10 protein-coding genes are annotated in these 15,130 nt (G+C 56.7%); 9 read left to right on the forward strand and 1 reads right to left on the reverse strand.

What is annotated here, in order from left to right:
- The first annotated feature begins 81 nt into the window (after positions 1–81).
- The 4 genes from zwf (at position 82) to NQZ67_RS00165 (ending at position 7,769) form a co-directional block, all read left to right on the forward strand.
- The gene (gene zwf / locus NQZ67_RS00150) at positions 82–1,638 is read left to right on the forward strand and encodes a glucose-6-phosphate dehydrogenase (protein WP_257441752.1); all 1,557 of its coding nucleotides are present in this window, start codon (positions 82–84) and stop codon (positions 1,636–1,638) included.
- A 104-nt stretch (positions 1,639–1,742) separates the two neighbouring features.
- Complete coding sequence (locus NQZ67_RS00155; RefSeq protein WP_257441753.1) at positions 1,743–3,329, forward strand: peptide chain release factor 3; 1,587 nt, start codon at positions 1,743–1,745, stop codon at positions 3,327–3,329.
- A gap of 201 nt (positions 3,330–3,530) precedes the next feature.
- On the forward strand, positions 3,531–5,465 hold the full coding sequence (locus tag NQZ67_RS00160; RefSeq protein ID WP_257441754.1) for an FAD-dependent oxidoreductase: 1,935 nt from the start codon (positions 3,531–3,533) through the stop codon (positions 5,463–5,465).
- A gap of 147 nt (positions 5,466–5,612) precedes the next feature.
- A complete protein-coding gene (locus NQZ67_RS00165) occupies positions 5,613–7,769 on the forward strand; it encodes a serine hydrolase domain-containing protein (protein ID WP_257441755.1) in 2,157 nt (718 codons plus the stop codon).
- Between the two features lie 25 nt (positions 7,770–7,794).
- Here the strand turns inward: NQZ67_RS00165 and NQZ67_RS00170 are convergent, their stop codons facing one another.
- Positions 7,795–8,955 (reverse strand): aminotransferase class I/II-fold pyridoxal phosphate-dependent enzyme, encoded by a 1,161-nt coding sequence (locus tag NQZ67_RS00170; RefSeq protein WP_257441756.1) that lies wholly within the window; start codon positions 8,953–8,955, stop codon positions 7,795–7,797.
- 181 nt (positions 8,956–9,136) lie between these two features.
- On the opposite strand from NQZ67_RS00170, the gene NQZ67_RS00175 reads away from it, so the two are divergent.
- The 5 genes from NQZ67_RS00175 to NQZ67_RS00195 all read left to right on the forward strand — a co-directional run bounded on the left by NQZ67_RS00175 (position 9,137) and on the right by NQZ67_RS00195 (position 15,116).
- Positions 9,137–10,165 carry a LacI family DNA-binding transcriptional regulator gene (locus tag NQZ67_RS00175; RefSeq protein ID WP_257442385.1) on the forward strand — a complete coding sequence of 343 codons (1,029 nt, stop codon included), beginning with the start codon at positions 9,137–9,139 and terminating at the stop codon, positions 10,163–10,165.
- Positions 10,166–10,185: 20 nt separating this feature from the next.
- Positions 10,186–11,346 (forward strand): Gfo/Idh/MocA family protein, encoded by a 1,161-nt coding sequence (locus NQZ67_RS00180; protein ID WP_257441757.1) that lies wholly within the window; start codon positions 10,186–10,188, stop codon positions 11,344–11,346.
- Between the two features lie 22 nt (positions 11,347–11,368).
- On the forward strand, positions 11,369–12,094 hold the full coding sequence (locus NQZ67_RS00185; RefSeq protein WP_257441758.1) for a ThuA domain-containing protein: 726 nt from the start codon (positions 11,369–11,371) through the stop codon (positions 12,092–12,094).
- A gap of 46 nt (positions 12,095–12,140) precedes the next feature.
- A complete protein-coding gene (locus NQZ67_RS00190) occupies positions 12,141–13,241 on the forward strand; it encodes a Gfo/Idh/MocA family protein (protein WP_257441759.1) in 1,101 nt (366 codons plus the stop codon).
- 249 nt (positions 13,242–13,490) lie between these two features.
- Positions 13,491–15,116, forward strand: a complete 1,626-nt coding sequence (locus NQZ67_RS00195; protein ID WP_257442386.1) for a PhoX family protein — start codon at positions 13,491–13,493, stop codon at positions 15,114–15,116.
- Positions 15,117–15,130: the final 14 nt, after the last annotated feature.

Consider the following 15,130-nt stretch of genomic DNA (forward strand, 5'->3'; position numbering starts at 1 on the left):
TTATTAACCCTGAATATGCTAAACTACATAACATGTAAATCTTGAGAGAACCTAAAAAATTCCTGAGAAAGAATGAGGCGTATGACTGACAATATCTCGCTTGAAACCGTTTCGCCGGAAGGCGCCGTCTACTACCTGTTCGGCGCGACGGGCGATCTCGCCCGCCGCAAGCTGTTCCCGGCATTATTCAGTTTATATAAAGAAGGCAAGCTCTCCGAGAATTTCGCGGTCGTCGGTTTGGCCCGCCGTCCCCGGACGAACGACCAATTCCGCTCGGATTTGTACGAATCCATTAACGAGTTCTGCCGGTACAAGGCAAACGAGGCGGAGCTGTGGAACCGGTTCGCGGAGCATTTCGTCTACATGTCGCTCGATATCAACGACGTAAACGGATTCCGCGAATTAAATGCTTTATCCACGGAGCTCGACAAGAAATTCAACATTCCAGGTAACCGTCTGTTCTATTTGGCGCTGGCGCCTTCCTTGTTCGGACCGGTGTCGTTCAACCTTCGGGACGGCGGCATGCTTGAATCGCCGGGCTGGCATCGTCTCGTGATCGAGAAGCCGTTCGGCTATGATCTGCCGTCCGCGCAGAAGCTGAACGAGCAGCTGAATCAAGTATTCAAGGAAGAAGAGATTTTCCGCATCGACCACTACCTGGGCAAGGAAATGGTGCAGAACATCCAGGTTATCCGATTCGCGAACGCATTTTTTGAGCCGTTGTGGAACAATAACCATATCGCCAACGTGCAGATTACGTTATCCGAGACGGTCGGCGTCGAGGAACGCGGCGGGTATTACGACAAATCCGGCGCGCTGCGCGACATGGGCCAAAACCATATGCTTCAGATGCTGACGATGATTGCCATGGAGCCGCCGAGCCGTCTTCACGGCGAAGATATTCGCGACGAGAAGGTGAAGGTGCTCCGTTCGCTAAGAGGGTACGCTTCCAGCGAGGAAGTGCGCAAAAACGTCGTGCGCGGCCAATATACGGCGGGAACGGTCGGCAGCAAGGAGCTTCCGGGCTATCGCGAGGAAGACTCCGTCGATCCGGAATCGATGACGGAGACGTATTTCGCGGCGAAGGTATTCGTCGATAACTTCCGCTGGGCAGGCGTCCCGTTCTATATTCGGACGGGCAAGCGGCTGCCGGTGAAGACGACGGAGGTCGTCGTCGAATTCAAATCGATGCCGCAGAACGTGCTGTTCGCGCAGAAGCACGACTTGGCTCCGAACCTGCTCGTTATTCGCGTTAATCCCATGGAAGGCATCTACATCAAGATCAACGCCAAAAAGCCTGGGTCCGATAACGCGGTTCAGCCGGTATCGATGGAATTTTGCCAAAGCTGCCAAATCGGCATCAACACGCCGGAGGCTTACGAGCGGCTGATCCATGACGCGGCGCGCGGCGATTCTACTTATTTCACCCGGTGGGACGAAGTGTCCCACGCATGGGAGTTCGTCGACCGAATCGCGCAGGCTTGGCGTGAAGACAGAAGCGATCTGAGCTTCTACCCGGCAGGCTCTTGGGGGCCGAAGGAAGCGAGCAAGCTGCTTGACGAAGAAGGCTTCCACTGGTGGCCGGTGAACGGTCAGGAAGAAGACAACGTCATCTGGATTACGAACAGCGGAAAATAAGGTACAATGATATAGACGTTCATTTGATAAAAGCCTGCAGCGTGCAGGCTTTTGTCCCGTTTCCGCATTATTCTATATCTGTAACGAACGAAGGGAAGGCACGCATGAGTCAATCATTAAGCGATGAAATCAAACAAGAGGTGGACAAGAGACGCACGTTCGCGATTATCTCCCACCCTGACGCCGGCAAAACGACCCTGACCGAGAAGCTGCTCCTGTTCGGGGGCGCCATCCGGGAGGCCGGATCCGTTAAAGCGCGCAAGGCAAGCCGCCATGCGACTTCGGACTGGATGGAGATCGAGAAGCAGCGGGGCATCTCCGTTACGTCCTCCGTCATGCAGTTCGATTATTCGGGACACCGCGTCAACATATTGGATACGCCGGGTCACCAAGACTTCTCCGAGGATACGTACCGCACGCTGACCGCGGCGGACAGCGCGGTCATGCTGATCGACGTCGCGAAGGGCGTCGAGGCGCAGACGATCAAGCTGTTCCAGGTTTGCCGCAAGCGGGGCATTCCGATCTTCACGTTCATCAACAAGCTCGACCGGGAAGGGAAAAGTCCGTTCGAGCTGATGGAAGAGCTCGAGCAGGTGCTCGGCATCCGTTCCGTGCCGATGAACTGGCCGATCGGCATGGGCCGCGAGCTATGCGGCGTCTACGACCGGATGAAGAACCAGGTCGAGCTATTCCAGGGCAATGACCATTCGACGATCGAAGTACGCAAGGTAGACGACTACAACGACGGCATCATCCGCGAGATGGCCGGCGATTTCCTGACCGATCAGCTGATCTCCGAGCTGGAGCTGCTTGACGTGGCCGGCGATCCGTTCGACTACGACAAGGTGCGCGCGGGCGAGCTGACGCCGATCTTCTTCGGAAGCGCCGTGAACAACTTCGGCGTGCAGACGTTCCTTGAGAACTTCCTGCAGCTGGCTCCGAAGCCGACGTCGCGCAATAGCACGGCGGGACCGGTCGAGCCGACGAACGAGAAGTTCAGCGGCTACGTGTTCAAGATCCAAGCGAACATGAACCCGGCGCATCGCGACCGCATCGCGTTCCTACGGATCTGCTCCGGCCGGTTCGAGCGCGGCATGGCCGTCAAGCATGTCCGCAACAAGAAGGAGATCAAGCTGTCCCAGCCGCAGCAATTTCTGGCGCAGGACCGCGATATCGTGCAGATGGCGTATCCAGGCGACATCATCGGCTTGTTCGATCCCGGCATCTTCCGGATCGGCGATTCGCTGTCGCAGGGCTCGGAGGTCGAATTCGACGAGCTTCCGACGTTCTCGCCGGAGATCTTCTCGAAGGTAACGGTCAAGAACGCGCTGAAGCATAAGCAATATCAGAAAGGTCTGGACCAGCTGACCGAAGAGGGCACGATTCAAGTGTTCTACTCCACGGGAAGCTTCGACGAGACGATTCTCGGCGTCGTCGGCCATCTGCAGTTCGAAGTATTCGAGCATCGGATGAAGGCCGAATACGGCGTGGACATCCAGCTGCACCGGATGTCGTTCCAATTCGCGAGATGGATCGTCGACGAGAAGATTGATCCGTCCAAGTTCCGCATCAATTCGACGCTCGTCAAGGACAAGAAGGGCAATTACGTCGCCTTGTTCGAGAACGAATACGCGATGAGAACGGCTATGGACAAAAATCCGACGTCCAAGTTTTTGGAGACGGCTCCTTAATACCTTCAGCCTCCAGCGGCTATTGCCGCCGGAGGTTTTTTGTTCTCTTTGAGGCGATTTTTTGTCGATGGCAAAATCTTTTTCGGGAAAATAGCAACTTCGTAACGAAAAAAGTCGTTACTTTTGGTAGACTAGTAGAGGCACTGTTGATTGATAGAAAGATAGAATGGCTATACGTAAAGGAGCGCATGGATAGGAATCATGAAAACTCGTACATGGAAACTGCTGATACCGACAGGCATTATCGCAATCGCTTTGGTCGCGCTGGCTGCCGTATTCTGGCAAGGAAAACCGGGACAATCGTCCGCGGGGGATCCGCTGCCGTCGCCGACCTCCATAACAGAGGTTCCTCAGGTCGAAGTACCGAAGGAGCAGTATGACGTCATCGTTGTTGGCACGGATCCGGAAGGCGTGATGGCTGCCGTGTCGGCATCGCGCAACGGCCTGAAGACTCTCCTCGTGGAAAGCAGAAACCGCGAAATATTGGGCGGCTTGTTTACGGTCGGCTGGCTGAACAGCCTGGATATGAACTGGATATCGGGCAGCAAGGATTATTATAACAAGGGCTTGTTCAAGGAATGGTTCGACCAAATCGAAGGCGATTCCTTCGATATTACGACTGCGGCCAACGCGTTCCACAGCATGGTGGAGGCCGAAGAAAACCTGGAAGTCCGAATGGGCCTCGAGAAAATCGATCCGATCGTCGAAGAAGCGGCGGACGGCACGATCGCCGTCAATGGCGCCAAGCTGTCGATGGGTGACGGAACATCGGTCGACGTCTCCGCAAGCGCGGTTATCGATGCGACGCAGGACGCGGACTTTGCCGCTGCCGCAGGCGCTCCGTTCACATTCGGCCGTGAAGATATCGGCGATAACGAAACATTGATGGCCGTTACGCCGGTCTACAAGCTTACGGGCGTGACGCCGGAAGTGTGGAAGGACATTACGGATACCCTTAGAAACGGAGACGATGATCCCCTTACCGACGCAAATGAGCACAGCGCGTGGGGGTTCAAGGAAATGTGGCAGTACGTATCGACCAATCCAGACCGTATTCGGACGAGAGGCCCGAACCTGGGGCGCTTGAATGATGAGTCGATGCTGGTCAACGCGGTTCAGATCTTCGACGTTGATCCGTTCGATCAAGCTTCTGTCGAGGAAGCTTATGAGATCGCTCGTAAAGAGATCCCGTTGATGCTGGATTATATGAAGAAGATCTACCCAGCGTTGGAGCCGGTTGAGCTCGGCGATATCGCGACGGAGCTATACGTGCGCGAAACGCGGCATTTGATCGGGGAATACCGACTTTCGGTCGTCGATTTGCTGGAGCAGACGCCGCACTACGACGATATCGCTTACGGCTCCTATCCGGTCGATATCCAGAGCACGTCGCCAACCAATACCGGCGCCGTGCTGATGGATCCGGTGAAGTACGGCGTGCCGTTCCGTGCGCTGGTCCCGCAGGACGTTGACGGTCTGCTGGTCGTCGGACGTTCCGCCAGCTTCGATACGCTGCCGCACGGCAGCGCGCGCGTCGTGCCGCTCGGCATGGCGACGGGGCAAGCGGCGGGAGCAGCCGTGAAGATTGCGATGGACGAGAACGTAACGCTGCGGGAGCTCGGCGCTTCCGAGACGCTCATCAAGAAGCTGCAGGCGAAGCTGACGGAGCAGGGCATGGATCTGAACCCGCCGGCAACAGAGCCTTACGCGTTCATGAGCCACCCGCAGTACGTAGGAATGAAAGCGGCAGCCAGCATGGCCATCGCGCAAGGCGGCTACAGCAACGACTTCGCGCTCGACGAACCGTCGAATCCGCAGCGCATGTTCCAGAACATGGCCGGCGTAACGAAGGTGCATAAAGAGGCGATTCCGCACCTCGCTTCCGCCGCGACCGAAGGCATGTCGGAGGAAGACAAGAAGACGATTCCTCTCACTCTGGAGCAGGCAGCTTATACGATCGCCCTTGCCTTGTACGGCGATGCGGAACCGGCTGGTTCGCTGGAGCGGCTGACGGCAGAGGGAGTATTGACGCAAGCGTCGCTCCAGACGATCGAAGATCAGGCGAAGCTGACGAACGGCGACGTGTACATGCTCATTAAGGATGCCGTTCAGAAGGCGGCAGGCGTTACCTATTAAGTGAGAAGAACAAAGCAAGAAGCAGCGGTAACCCCGTAGATGGGTTTCCAGCTGCTTCTATTTTTATGGAATAAATTGAAACTATTAATCTAGCAAAGCGTATATAGGAGAGTGTCTACATAAAAAAGAAATGGAGTGAACGAACGTTTGAAACCGCTATTCGTCTTAACCGCACCTAGATGGGCGAAAACGATCACAGCCGCCGTACTTTCCCTCGCTTTGCTGACACCGGCTATCCAGGCATCGGCCGCAACAACAGCCGACGCCGCGAAAGGCAAGACTCTTGACGCGGCCAGCGCGACCGCGTTCTTGGATGGCTTCTTCGGTTCGGAAGAAGCGAAAGCCCAGTACGTCGGAGCATCGGCCGTCGTCGTGAAGGACGGTCAAGTGCTCGCCCAGAAGGGATATGGCTACGCCGACAAGGAGAACGAAGTGGCTGTCGATCCCGAATCCACCGTCTTCCGTATCGCTTCGGTATCGAAGACTTTCGCGGCAGCCGCTGCCATGCAGCTGGTCGAGCAAGGCAAGATCGGGCTTCAGGATGATTTCACGAAGTACATAAAGGACCTGGACTTCGATAACCCCTTTGATAAGCCGGTGACGATCGAGCATCTGCTTACGCATACGACGGGCTTTGAAATTCGTGATCCGAAGCCGGAGGATTTAAGCCCGGACTTCGAGAGAGTCGTAGAAATCGACGATTACGTAAGAGAGAACATGCCGCCGGTCGTCCGCGAGCCGGGCAGCGTCTATATGTACGATAATTTCGCTTCCATGCTTCTCGGCCTCGTCGTTCAGAACGCGAGCGGCCAGCCGTACGAGGAATATATGGCGGATCATATTTTCGAACCGCTTGGCATGGAGAACAGCGACTTCCTGTTGACAGGGAAGCTAAAGGACAAGCTGGCCGTCGAATATACGGCAGCTCACGAGAAGATGGAGCCTTATGCCGTAGCTCCTACGGTCATGCCGCAAGGCGGGATGCTCAGCACGGCGGAAGATATCGGGAAGTTCATGATCGCGTTCCTGAACGGGGGAGCGGCTGGATCGAACCGTATCCTGTCGGAGCAGACGGTTGCCTCCATGGAGGAGTACCGCTCGGAAATCCATCCGCTTCTGCCGGACACGACTTATGGCTTCGAAGCACCGTTCCAGCTGCCCGGAGCGGGCAGCAGCTCCAAGATCATTACGAAGGGCGGAGACTTGCTCGGCACCAGCTCTTATATGTTCCTCATTCCAGAGCAGAACACGGGCGTATTCGTAACGTATAACCAGCAGGGCATCTTGCGTAACGGCCTGTACGCGCAGTTTATTTCGACGTTCTTCCCGCAATACGCGGCTCCGGTCGCGATGGAGGCATTCGAGGCGAAGGAAGATGAGCTGGCTAAGTTTGTTGGTCATTACTCCGATCTTCGTATCGACATGATCGTTTCGTCGATCGGAACGGAGGGCGAAGGGGATCTTGTCATTTCCGATTCCTATATCGGACCAAGAGCATTAAAGCAAGTAGATGATAACCTGTTCGTGGACAGCATGACGAACCAATTCACCGGCTTTAAGCTGGATGACGAGGGGAACGTGCTGTATATGAAAGAGCCCTACTTGAATCCGATGGGCTACGCCAAGAAAGGCGAGCAAGCGCAAGGCTTCGCCGACGTCGGCGAAGATCATCCTTACGCGTCTTATATTTACGCGCTGCAATCTCTTGGCTACCTAGAGAATAATGGCGATGCCGACTTCAATCCGGATCAAACGGTGACAAGAGGCGAATACGTTCAAAATCTGTTGTCTCTGCTCAACATGACGGGGGTCGAATCTGCGCAGCCCGCGTTCGCCGATCTGGAGGGACATTCCGCGGCTCCGTACATCCAGCTCGCGCATACGATCGGCATGGTCAAAGGAAACGGTAAAGGCAACTTCTATCCGGATAAACCGATTACCCGCCAAGAAGCTGCCGTTATGATCTATCGCCTGATCGCCGCGCAATATCCGGCGGAAGCGTACAGCGATATCGCGCTGGCCGGCGAGACGGACGAATGGGCCGTGGAGGCGGTACAGATGATGATCGCATTGCAGCTGTTCGGACCGGAAATTCAGCCGGAAGCGGACGGCTCTGTGGACTACCGTTCCAAGGAAGCTCTCACGCGGGCGGAAGAAGCGGCGATTCTGTATACGAGCTTAACAACGCCGACGGACATCATTTATGCTTCGCTCGCCCAGAATGCGGAAGGCGGAGCGGAAGCAAGCGAAGAGGCTGCAGAACCGGCTGCAGAACCGGCAGCGGAGCTCCCTAACGCTTCATAAGGGGACGTTCGCAAGGAAATATAGATTACGGAACTCCAGCACCGGCGGTGCTGGAGTTTTTTTCTTGGAAATCGCTGATTCGCTCGAGTCCCTGCCGCAAAACATCCGGATTCATGGCGCAGCCGATGCGCACGTAGCCTTCCAGCCCGAAACACGAACCCGGCACCAACAGTACTCCAGTCTCGGTTAGCAGCTGCTTGCAGTAAGCTTCCGATCCTTCAATGGACGGAAGCCTCAGCAAGGCGGAGGTCCCTCCTTGCGGCGGAATGAACGAAATCGTCTCTTCTTCGGCCGACCATTTCTTCAGAAGATCGAGATTGGTCCGCAGCAGCTGCCGGCTGTGCGCAAGTATGGAGTCATGCCGCGCCAGCGCCATGGCGGCCAGCCGGTCCGTCAGCGCGCCGCAGCCGATCGTCGTATAATCGCGCATCTTCATGCATTGGCTAATGATATCCCGGTCATGGCAGGCTATCCATCCGATTCGCAGAGCGGCAAGCGACATGGCTTTGGAAAGACTGGACGTTGCGATTCCTCTTTCGTACAGATCGGCAATGGACGATATGGAATCGGATCGTTCATCCGCCGGCAAGTCCATGCAGATCTCGTCGCTGAGGATATAGGCGCCGCAGCTTCGGGCAATCGCTACGATAGAATCGAGCATGGGCTTGTCCAGCAGCGTGCCCGTCGGATTGTTCGGATTATTGAGAAGGATCAGCTTCGTCCTTGGCGTCACGGCGCGCCGGAGCTCCTCCATATCGGGCTGAAAGCGGTTCTTCGGACGCAGCGGAACGAGTACGACCTCGGCGCCCAGGGATGTCGGGAAAGCGTGAAGCTGTTGATAGGTCGGATGGAACGAGACGACCCGGTCGCCCGGCACAAGCAAGGTATGCATGACGAGAGCGTTGGCCGCGGCAGCCCCGTTCATCATGATGATGCCATCCGCGGTTAATCCGGCGTAACGCTTCGCTACAAGCCGGCGCAGCTCCGGAGAGCCCTGAATTTCACCATACGTCAGCTTCAGCTCCAGCAGCTCGGCCAGCTGCCCTTCATGCGAAGCGCTCCCCAGCGATAGCAGCTTCTCGAGCGTCATGCAATCGGCGCATGTGTCTGCGAGATTAAATCTCGCTTGTTTGCCATGTTTGTTTTGCCACTTCTCCAAAGCAAACGGCTCGATTTGCATTTTCATCCTCTCCTTCCCAGCTTGAATACCCTCGTCTAGCTTTCCCGGCAAAGCTCTGAACTATTTCCAAAGACAGGAGAGAGAATCATGCGTGCAGGGAAGGACGAAATGCGCATTGACTCTAAAACGGTTTCATGCCATAATGTACGCGTGTACATTACTAGATATTACGACATAATAGGAGGCCATCGCTATTAGCAGGAAAGAGGTTGCAAGGCTTGCCGGCGTGTCGGAGGCGACCGTCTCCCGGGTGTTCAACAACGTCGGGCCGATGAAGGAGGAGACGCGCGAGCGCGTGCTGCAGGCAGCCGAGCAGGTCGGCTATGTGCCGAATGCATTGGCGCAGCAGCTCGCCCGCAAGAAGAGCGGAAACATCGGGGTGATTCTGCCCTTCGTGCCGAAGGTTCATCTGTTCTCCACCTATTATTTCTCCGAAATATTAAGCGGCATCGGGGAGGCGGCCAACCGCTCCGGCTACAACCTTCTCCTCATCTTCCGCGAGCCAAGCGATGCCAAAGATTACTCGATGCTGTTCCGCACGCAGAAGATCGACGCCTGCATCGTGCTTGGAGCGAGAGACGTCCCGGAAGAGAGAGCCGCGCTCGAGCAGCTGCAGGCGGAGGGACACCCGTTCTGCCTCGTGAATCAGCGGTTCGACGGGACGTCGTTCATGACGGTCGATGCCGATCATGCGGCAGGCAGCCGCGAGGCGGTGCGCCACTTGATCGCAAGCGGCAGGCGCAGCGTCGCCTTCTTGAACGGACCGGCGGAATATTCGAGCAGCCGGGACCGGCTGGCCGGCTACCGGACGGCGCTTCGCGAGAGCGGCATCGGCTACCGGGAGGAGCTCGTATTCGTCGGCAACTATAGCCGCAAAAGCGGTTATGAGCAGGCGGAGCTCATTGGCGAGCGAATCCGGAGCGGCGAAGTGGATGCCGTGTTCGCGGCCAACGACCGGATGGCGATCGGTCTCATGCAAGGCTTGAAGGAGCTCGGGATCGAGCCGGGCGAGCGTTATGGGCTGGTCGGCTATGACAATTCCGACGGCTCACGCATTATTAGTCCGACCCTCTCGACGGTCGAGGTGCCATTCTACGAGATGGGAAGGCTGGCGGCGGAGAAGCTGTTGAAGGAAGAACGGAAGGAAGCGGACGGACAGCAGGAAGATAGTCTGCTCCCGATTCGTTTTCTCGCTAGGGAAACGTCCACATTCTGAACGAAAGGCGGAGTCAAGGCATGAAAAAAATCAATATCGGCATGGTTGGTTATAAATTTATGGGGAAAGCCCACAGCAACGCTTACCGCGCGGTGCCCATGTTCTTCCCGGACGCGGCGAAGCCGGAGATGAAGGTCATCTGCGGACGCGATCCGAAGGGACTCGAGCAAGCAAGAGCCCAGTTCGGCTGGGAGAGCTCCGTTACGGATTGGCGCGAGCTCGTGCAGCGCGACGACGTCGACGTCGTCGACATTAACGCGCCAAGCGACGCCCACAAGGAGATTGCGATCGCCGCGGCCCGCGCAGGCAAGCATCTGTTCTGCGAGAAGCCGCTTGCGCTGACGCTGGCGGACTCCCGCGAAATGCTGGAGGAAGCGGAGAAAGCGGGCGTCAAGCATATGGTCGGCTTCAACTATCGGTTCGCGCCGGCGGTGCAGCTGGCGAAGAAGCTCATTTCCGAAGGAAGAATCGGAGAGATTCACCACTTCCGCGGCGTCTTCCTGCAGGACTGGATTCTGGATCCGTCCTTCCCGCTCGTATGGAGGCTGCAGAAGGAGATCGCGGGCTCCGGCTCCCACGGCGATCTCGGCGCGCATGTCATTGACATGGCCCGGTTCCTGGTCGGCGAATTCCGCGAGGTGATCGGCATGAGCGAAACATTCGTGAAGCGTCGTCCGGTCGCGGCGGCGATGACGGGACTGAGCGCCAAGGGCGGCGGCAGCGAGGAGATGGGCGATGTGACGGTCGACGACGCGACGGCGTTCCTGGCTCGCTTCGAGAACGGCGCCATGGGCACGATCGAAGCGACGAGATTCGCCGCGGGCCATCGCTGCACGAACGGCTTCGAGATCAACGGAAGCAAAGGCAGCATCAAGTTCGACTTCGAACGGATGAACGAGCTTCAGGTTTATTTTACGGATGACGCCGAGGACGTTCAGGGCTTCCGCCGGGTGCTGGCGACGGATGCCTCGCACGCTTACATGGATGCATGGTGGCCTGCCGGCCACACGATCGGCTATGAGCATACGTTCACGCACGAGGTGCTGGAGCTGATGCGGGCGCTCGAAGAGGACCGCCAGCCAGTGCCGAACTTCGTAGACGGCGTGAAATGCCAGGAAGTGCTCGAGGCCGTGGATCGTTCAATCGAAGAGCGGAGATGGGTCGCGATTAGCGAGCTTTAAATTATAGAAGGGCGGGAACAGAATGAGAAAAGCATTAATAGTATGGGGCGGCTGGCTGGGCCATCAGCCGGAGGAGGTTGCCGCGATCTTCCGCGGGCAGCTGGAGGCCGAAGGGTTCGAGGTAGAGGTATCCGACAAGCTTGAGGCATTCGCGGACGTCGAGAAGCTGAAGTCTCTCGATCTGATCATCCCTTTGTGGACGATGGGCAAAATCGAGCAAGGATTGGTCAACAACATATCGGCGGCGGTACAAAGCGGCGTCGGATTGGCCGGCAGCCACGGCGGCATGTGCGACGCGTTCCGCGAGAACGTGGACTGGCAGTTCATGACGGGCAGCCAGTGGGTCGCGCATCCGGGCAACGACGGCGTCCGCTACACGGTGAACATCAGCAATTCGTCCAGCTCGCTGACGGAGGGCATCGAGGACTTCGAGGTAAGCACCGAGCAGTATTACCTTCATGTCGATCCGGCGGTTGAAGTACTGGCGACGACGCGGTTCCCGGTGGCGCCGGGTCCGCATTCCGCGAACAAGCCTGTCGATATGCCGGTCATCTACACGAAACGCTGGGGACTCGGCCGGGTTTATTATACTTCGCTAGGGCATCAGGCGAACATTATGGATATCCCGGTCGTAAGAGAGCTTACGCTTCGCGGGTTCCTCTGGTGCGCGGAAGGCAAAGCGATCGCATCCAAAGCAGCAGCAAGCGGCGAAGCCGTATATACCGGCATGCAAGACAATCAATTGTAATCATACATTCGATTCGTATCGATTAGCGAGGGAGCGGGGACGGAACGTGGAGAAAATTAAAGCTGGCATTATCGGCACAGGCAATATTAGCGGAATCTATTTCGAGAATGGAAGCAAATTCGACGCCATGCAGGTCGTGGCATGCGCCGATCTGGACGTGGAACGGGCGAAAGCACGCGGCGAGCAATACGGAGTGAAGGGCTGCTCGGTCGACGAGCTGCTGGCGGATCCGGATATCGACATGATCATCAACCTAACGATTCCGCAAGCCCATGCTTCGGTCAACCTGCGGGCGCTAGAAGCGGGCAAGCACGTGTACGTGGAGAAGCCGTTCGCCGTGCAGCGTGAGGAAGCCCAGGAGGTGCTGGCGCTGGCGGTCAAAAAAGGGCTGTACGTCGGCAGCGCGCCGGATACGTTCCTCGGCGGCGGCATCCAAACGTCCATCAAGCTGATCGAAGACGGCTGGATCGGAACGCCAATCGGCGCGACGGCATTCATGATGAGCGGCGGACACGAGAGCTGGCATCCGGCGCCGGAGTTCTACTACCAAGTAGGCGGAGGTCCGATGTTCGATATGGGGCCGTATTACTTGACCGCGCTTGTGGCGATGCTTGGACCGATGACGCGCGTGACGGGTTCGGCGCGCATCTCCTTCCCCGAACGGACGATTACGAGCCAGCCGAAAGCCGGCCAGAAGGTACAGGTCGAGGTACCGACGCACATCGCGGGCGTCATGGATTTCGCTTCGGGGGCGATAGGCACGATTCTGACGAGTTTTGATACCAAAGGCGGTTCGGTGCTGCCCCGCATCGAGGTTTACGGCAGCCACGGCACCTTGCAGGTGCCGGATCCGAACAACTTCGGCGGCGAAATCCGCGTCTGCAGAGCGGGCTCCAGAGAATGGTCGACGATTCCTCTTGCGTACGGTTACTCGGAGAACGCTCGGGGCGTCGGCGCGGCGGACATGGCCAAAGCAATCCAAACCGGACGTAAGCACCGCGCGAACGGCGAGCTGGCTTATCATGTGCTTGAAGCCATGCACGGATTCCATGACGCGTCCGAGCAGGGCGTACACTACGCCATGAAGAGCACATGCGAGCGTCCGGCGCCATTGCCGCTCGGACTGCAGCCGTTCTGTCTGGACTAGTTGAGCCGAATTAATGACCGTACGTTAGGGTGATATCCCGACGTACGGTCTTTTTTACATAAGAGTTTTCCCTAATCTAGGATGCCGCCAATACTCGCTTAAGGCGATTCCTCTCTGCTGCACCTAATTGAGAACGCTTCTCGCATTTACAAATATTTCAATTGAAGGTAATGGAGATTTAACATTAACTCCTTATGCTTGTCCTTGTAGAGCAAATTCATTCGAGGAGTGAAAAAGTTGAATAAATCGATGGATCGTAAAACGTTTTTATCTTACTTAGGCACAGGAGCTGCTGCGTTGGCTACGGCTTCGGCGGGACTTGGCGCTCTGAACGGCAAAGCTTCCGCCGCCTCGGCGACGGCCGACCATCTTTTCGGATTCGGCACGAACCGGGTAAGCGGCTATTTCGAGCCGATCGAGCCCACCAAGGCGGACAAGCTGGTTTTGCCGAAAAACTTTAAATACGACGTCGTTGCGGCGTTCGACGATGTCATTAACCAAGCAGGCGAAAAATTCGGCTCAGGCTGCGATTATAACGCTTATTTTCCTATCAAGGGTTCGAACACGAGAGGACTTCTCGTTAATAACCATGAATACAGCACGATATTCTCGATCGGTCCGGTGAAGGATGGCAAGATGACGGCCGACCAGCTTCACAAGAACCTATACTACCAAGGCATGTCCGTTATTGAGGTGTACAGAGACGATAACGGCGTATGGAAGATGGACACGACTTCGCCGTACGCGCGCCGCATCAACGGCTACACCAAATTCGAAATTACCGGTCCCGCAAAAGGCGGTTCGGCGCTCGGCGGCGCAACGACGGCGCAAGGCACGTTCGCGAACTGCTCGGGCGGCGTGACGCTGTGGAACACGGTTCTGTCCTGCGAAGAAAATTTCGCGGAAACGGCTGCCGCTTCCAAGCTTCCGGACACGCATTACGGCTGGGTCATCGAGGTGGATCCATTCGACAAATCGTATTTGAAAAAGCATACGGCGCTGGGCCGCTTCAATCACGAGAACACGGCGATGGGTCTTGCCAAAGACGGACGCGTCGTGGTCTATATGGGCGACGACAAGAAGGACGCATGCGTCTACAAATTCATCAGCAATGGAAAATACGACAAGCTGAAAGGCCGCGCCAATTCCGCTCTGCTGGAGGACGGAACGCTGTATGTAGCCAATCTGAAGACCGGCAAGTGGATGCCTGTAACGCTGGAAGCCGTATCGAAGGCGATCCAGGACAAGCCGGACCTGCAAAAGAAATTCAAAACGCAGGGAGATGTCGTCACTTATTGCCAGGAAGCCGCATTGCTGGTAGGCGGAACGCCGACCGATCGTCCGGAGGATATCGAAATTTCCCCGTTCGACAATACGGTGTTCATCTGCCATACGAACAATGACAACCATGGCAACATTCACGGGCATATTACGCGCATTTTCGAAACGAAAAGCGATTTGGGCGCGCTCGAATTCGATTTTGAAATTTTTGCCGCAGGCGGCCGCCAGTCCGGCTTCAGCTCTCCGGATAACCTGGCGTTCGACTCGAACGGGCATCTATGGGTCGTTACGGACATTTCGAGCAGCAGCCAAAATAAAGGCGTCCACAAATCGTTTATGAACAACGGCCTGTTCGTCATCCCGACAAGCGGGCCGGATAAGGCGGTTGCTCTGCAGTTCGCCTCCGGACCGGTGGAAAGCGAGCTGACCGGACCGTTCTTCACGCCGGACGAGCAGACGCTGTTCCTGTCGGTTCAGCATCCGGGCGAGAATACGACGGACCTCAGCAATCCGACGAGCAAATGGCCGCACCGTCCGGGCGACAACAAGGCGCGCTGTGCAGTCGTAGCAATCAGCGGCTTTAAATTGAGCTAATTAAAGGAGTGTTT

It is taken from the genome of Paenibacillus soyae (assembly GCF_024623455.1).
In the GTDB taxonomy this organism is placed as follows: Bacteria; Bacillota; Bacilli; order Paenibacillales; family Paenibacillaceae; genus Pristimantibacillus; species Pristimantibacillus soyae.

Excerpts from the sequence above, each read along its gene's own strand:
- NQZ67_RS00160 (WP_257441754.1), top strand. The coding sequence starts at position 3,531 with ATGAAAACTCGTACATGGAAACTGCTGATACCGACAGGCATTATCGCA.
- NQZ67_RS00185 (WP_257441758.1), top strand. The coding sequence starts at position 11,369 with ATGAGAAAAGCATTAATAGTATGGGGCGGCTGGCTGGGCCATCAGCCG.
- NQZ67_RS00155 (WP_257441753.1), top strand. The coding sequence starts at position 1,743 with ATGAGTCAATCATTAAGCGATGAAATCAAACAAGAGGTGGACAAGAGA.
- zwf (WP_257441752.1), top strand. The coding sequence starts at position 82 with ATGACTGACAATATCTCGCTTGAAACCGTTTCGCCGGAAGGCGCCGTC.
- NQZ67_RS00195 (WP_257442386.1), top strand. The coding sequence starts at position 13,491 with ATGGATCGTAAAACGTTTTTATCTTACTTAGGCACAGGAGCTGCTGCG.
- NQZ67_RS00170 (WP_257441756.1), bottom strand. The coding sequence starts at position 8,955 with ATGAAAATGCAAATCGAGCCGTTTGCTTTGGAGAAGTGGCAAAACAAA.
- NQZ67_RS00180 (WP_257441757.1), top strand. The coding sequence starts at position 10,186 with ATGAAAAAAATCAATATCGGCATGGTTGGTTATAAATTTATGGGGAAA.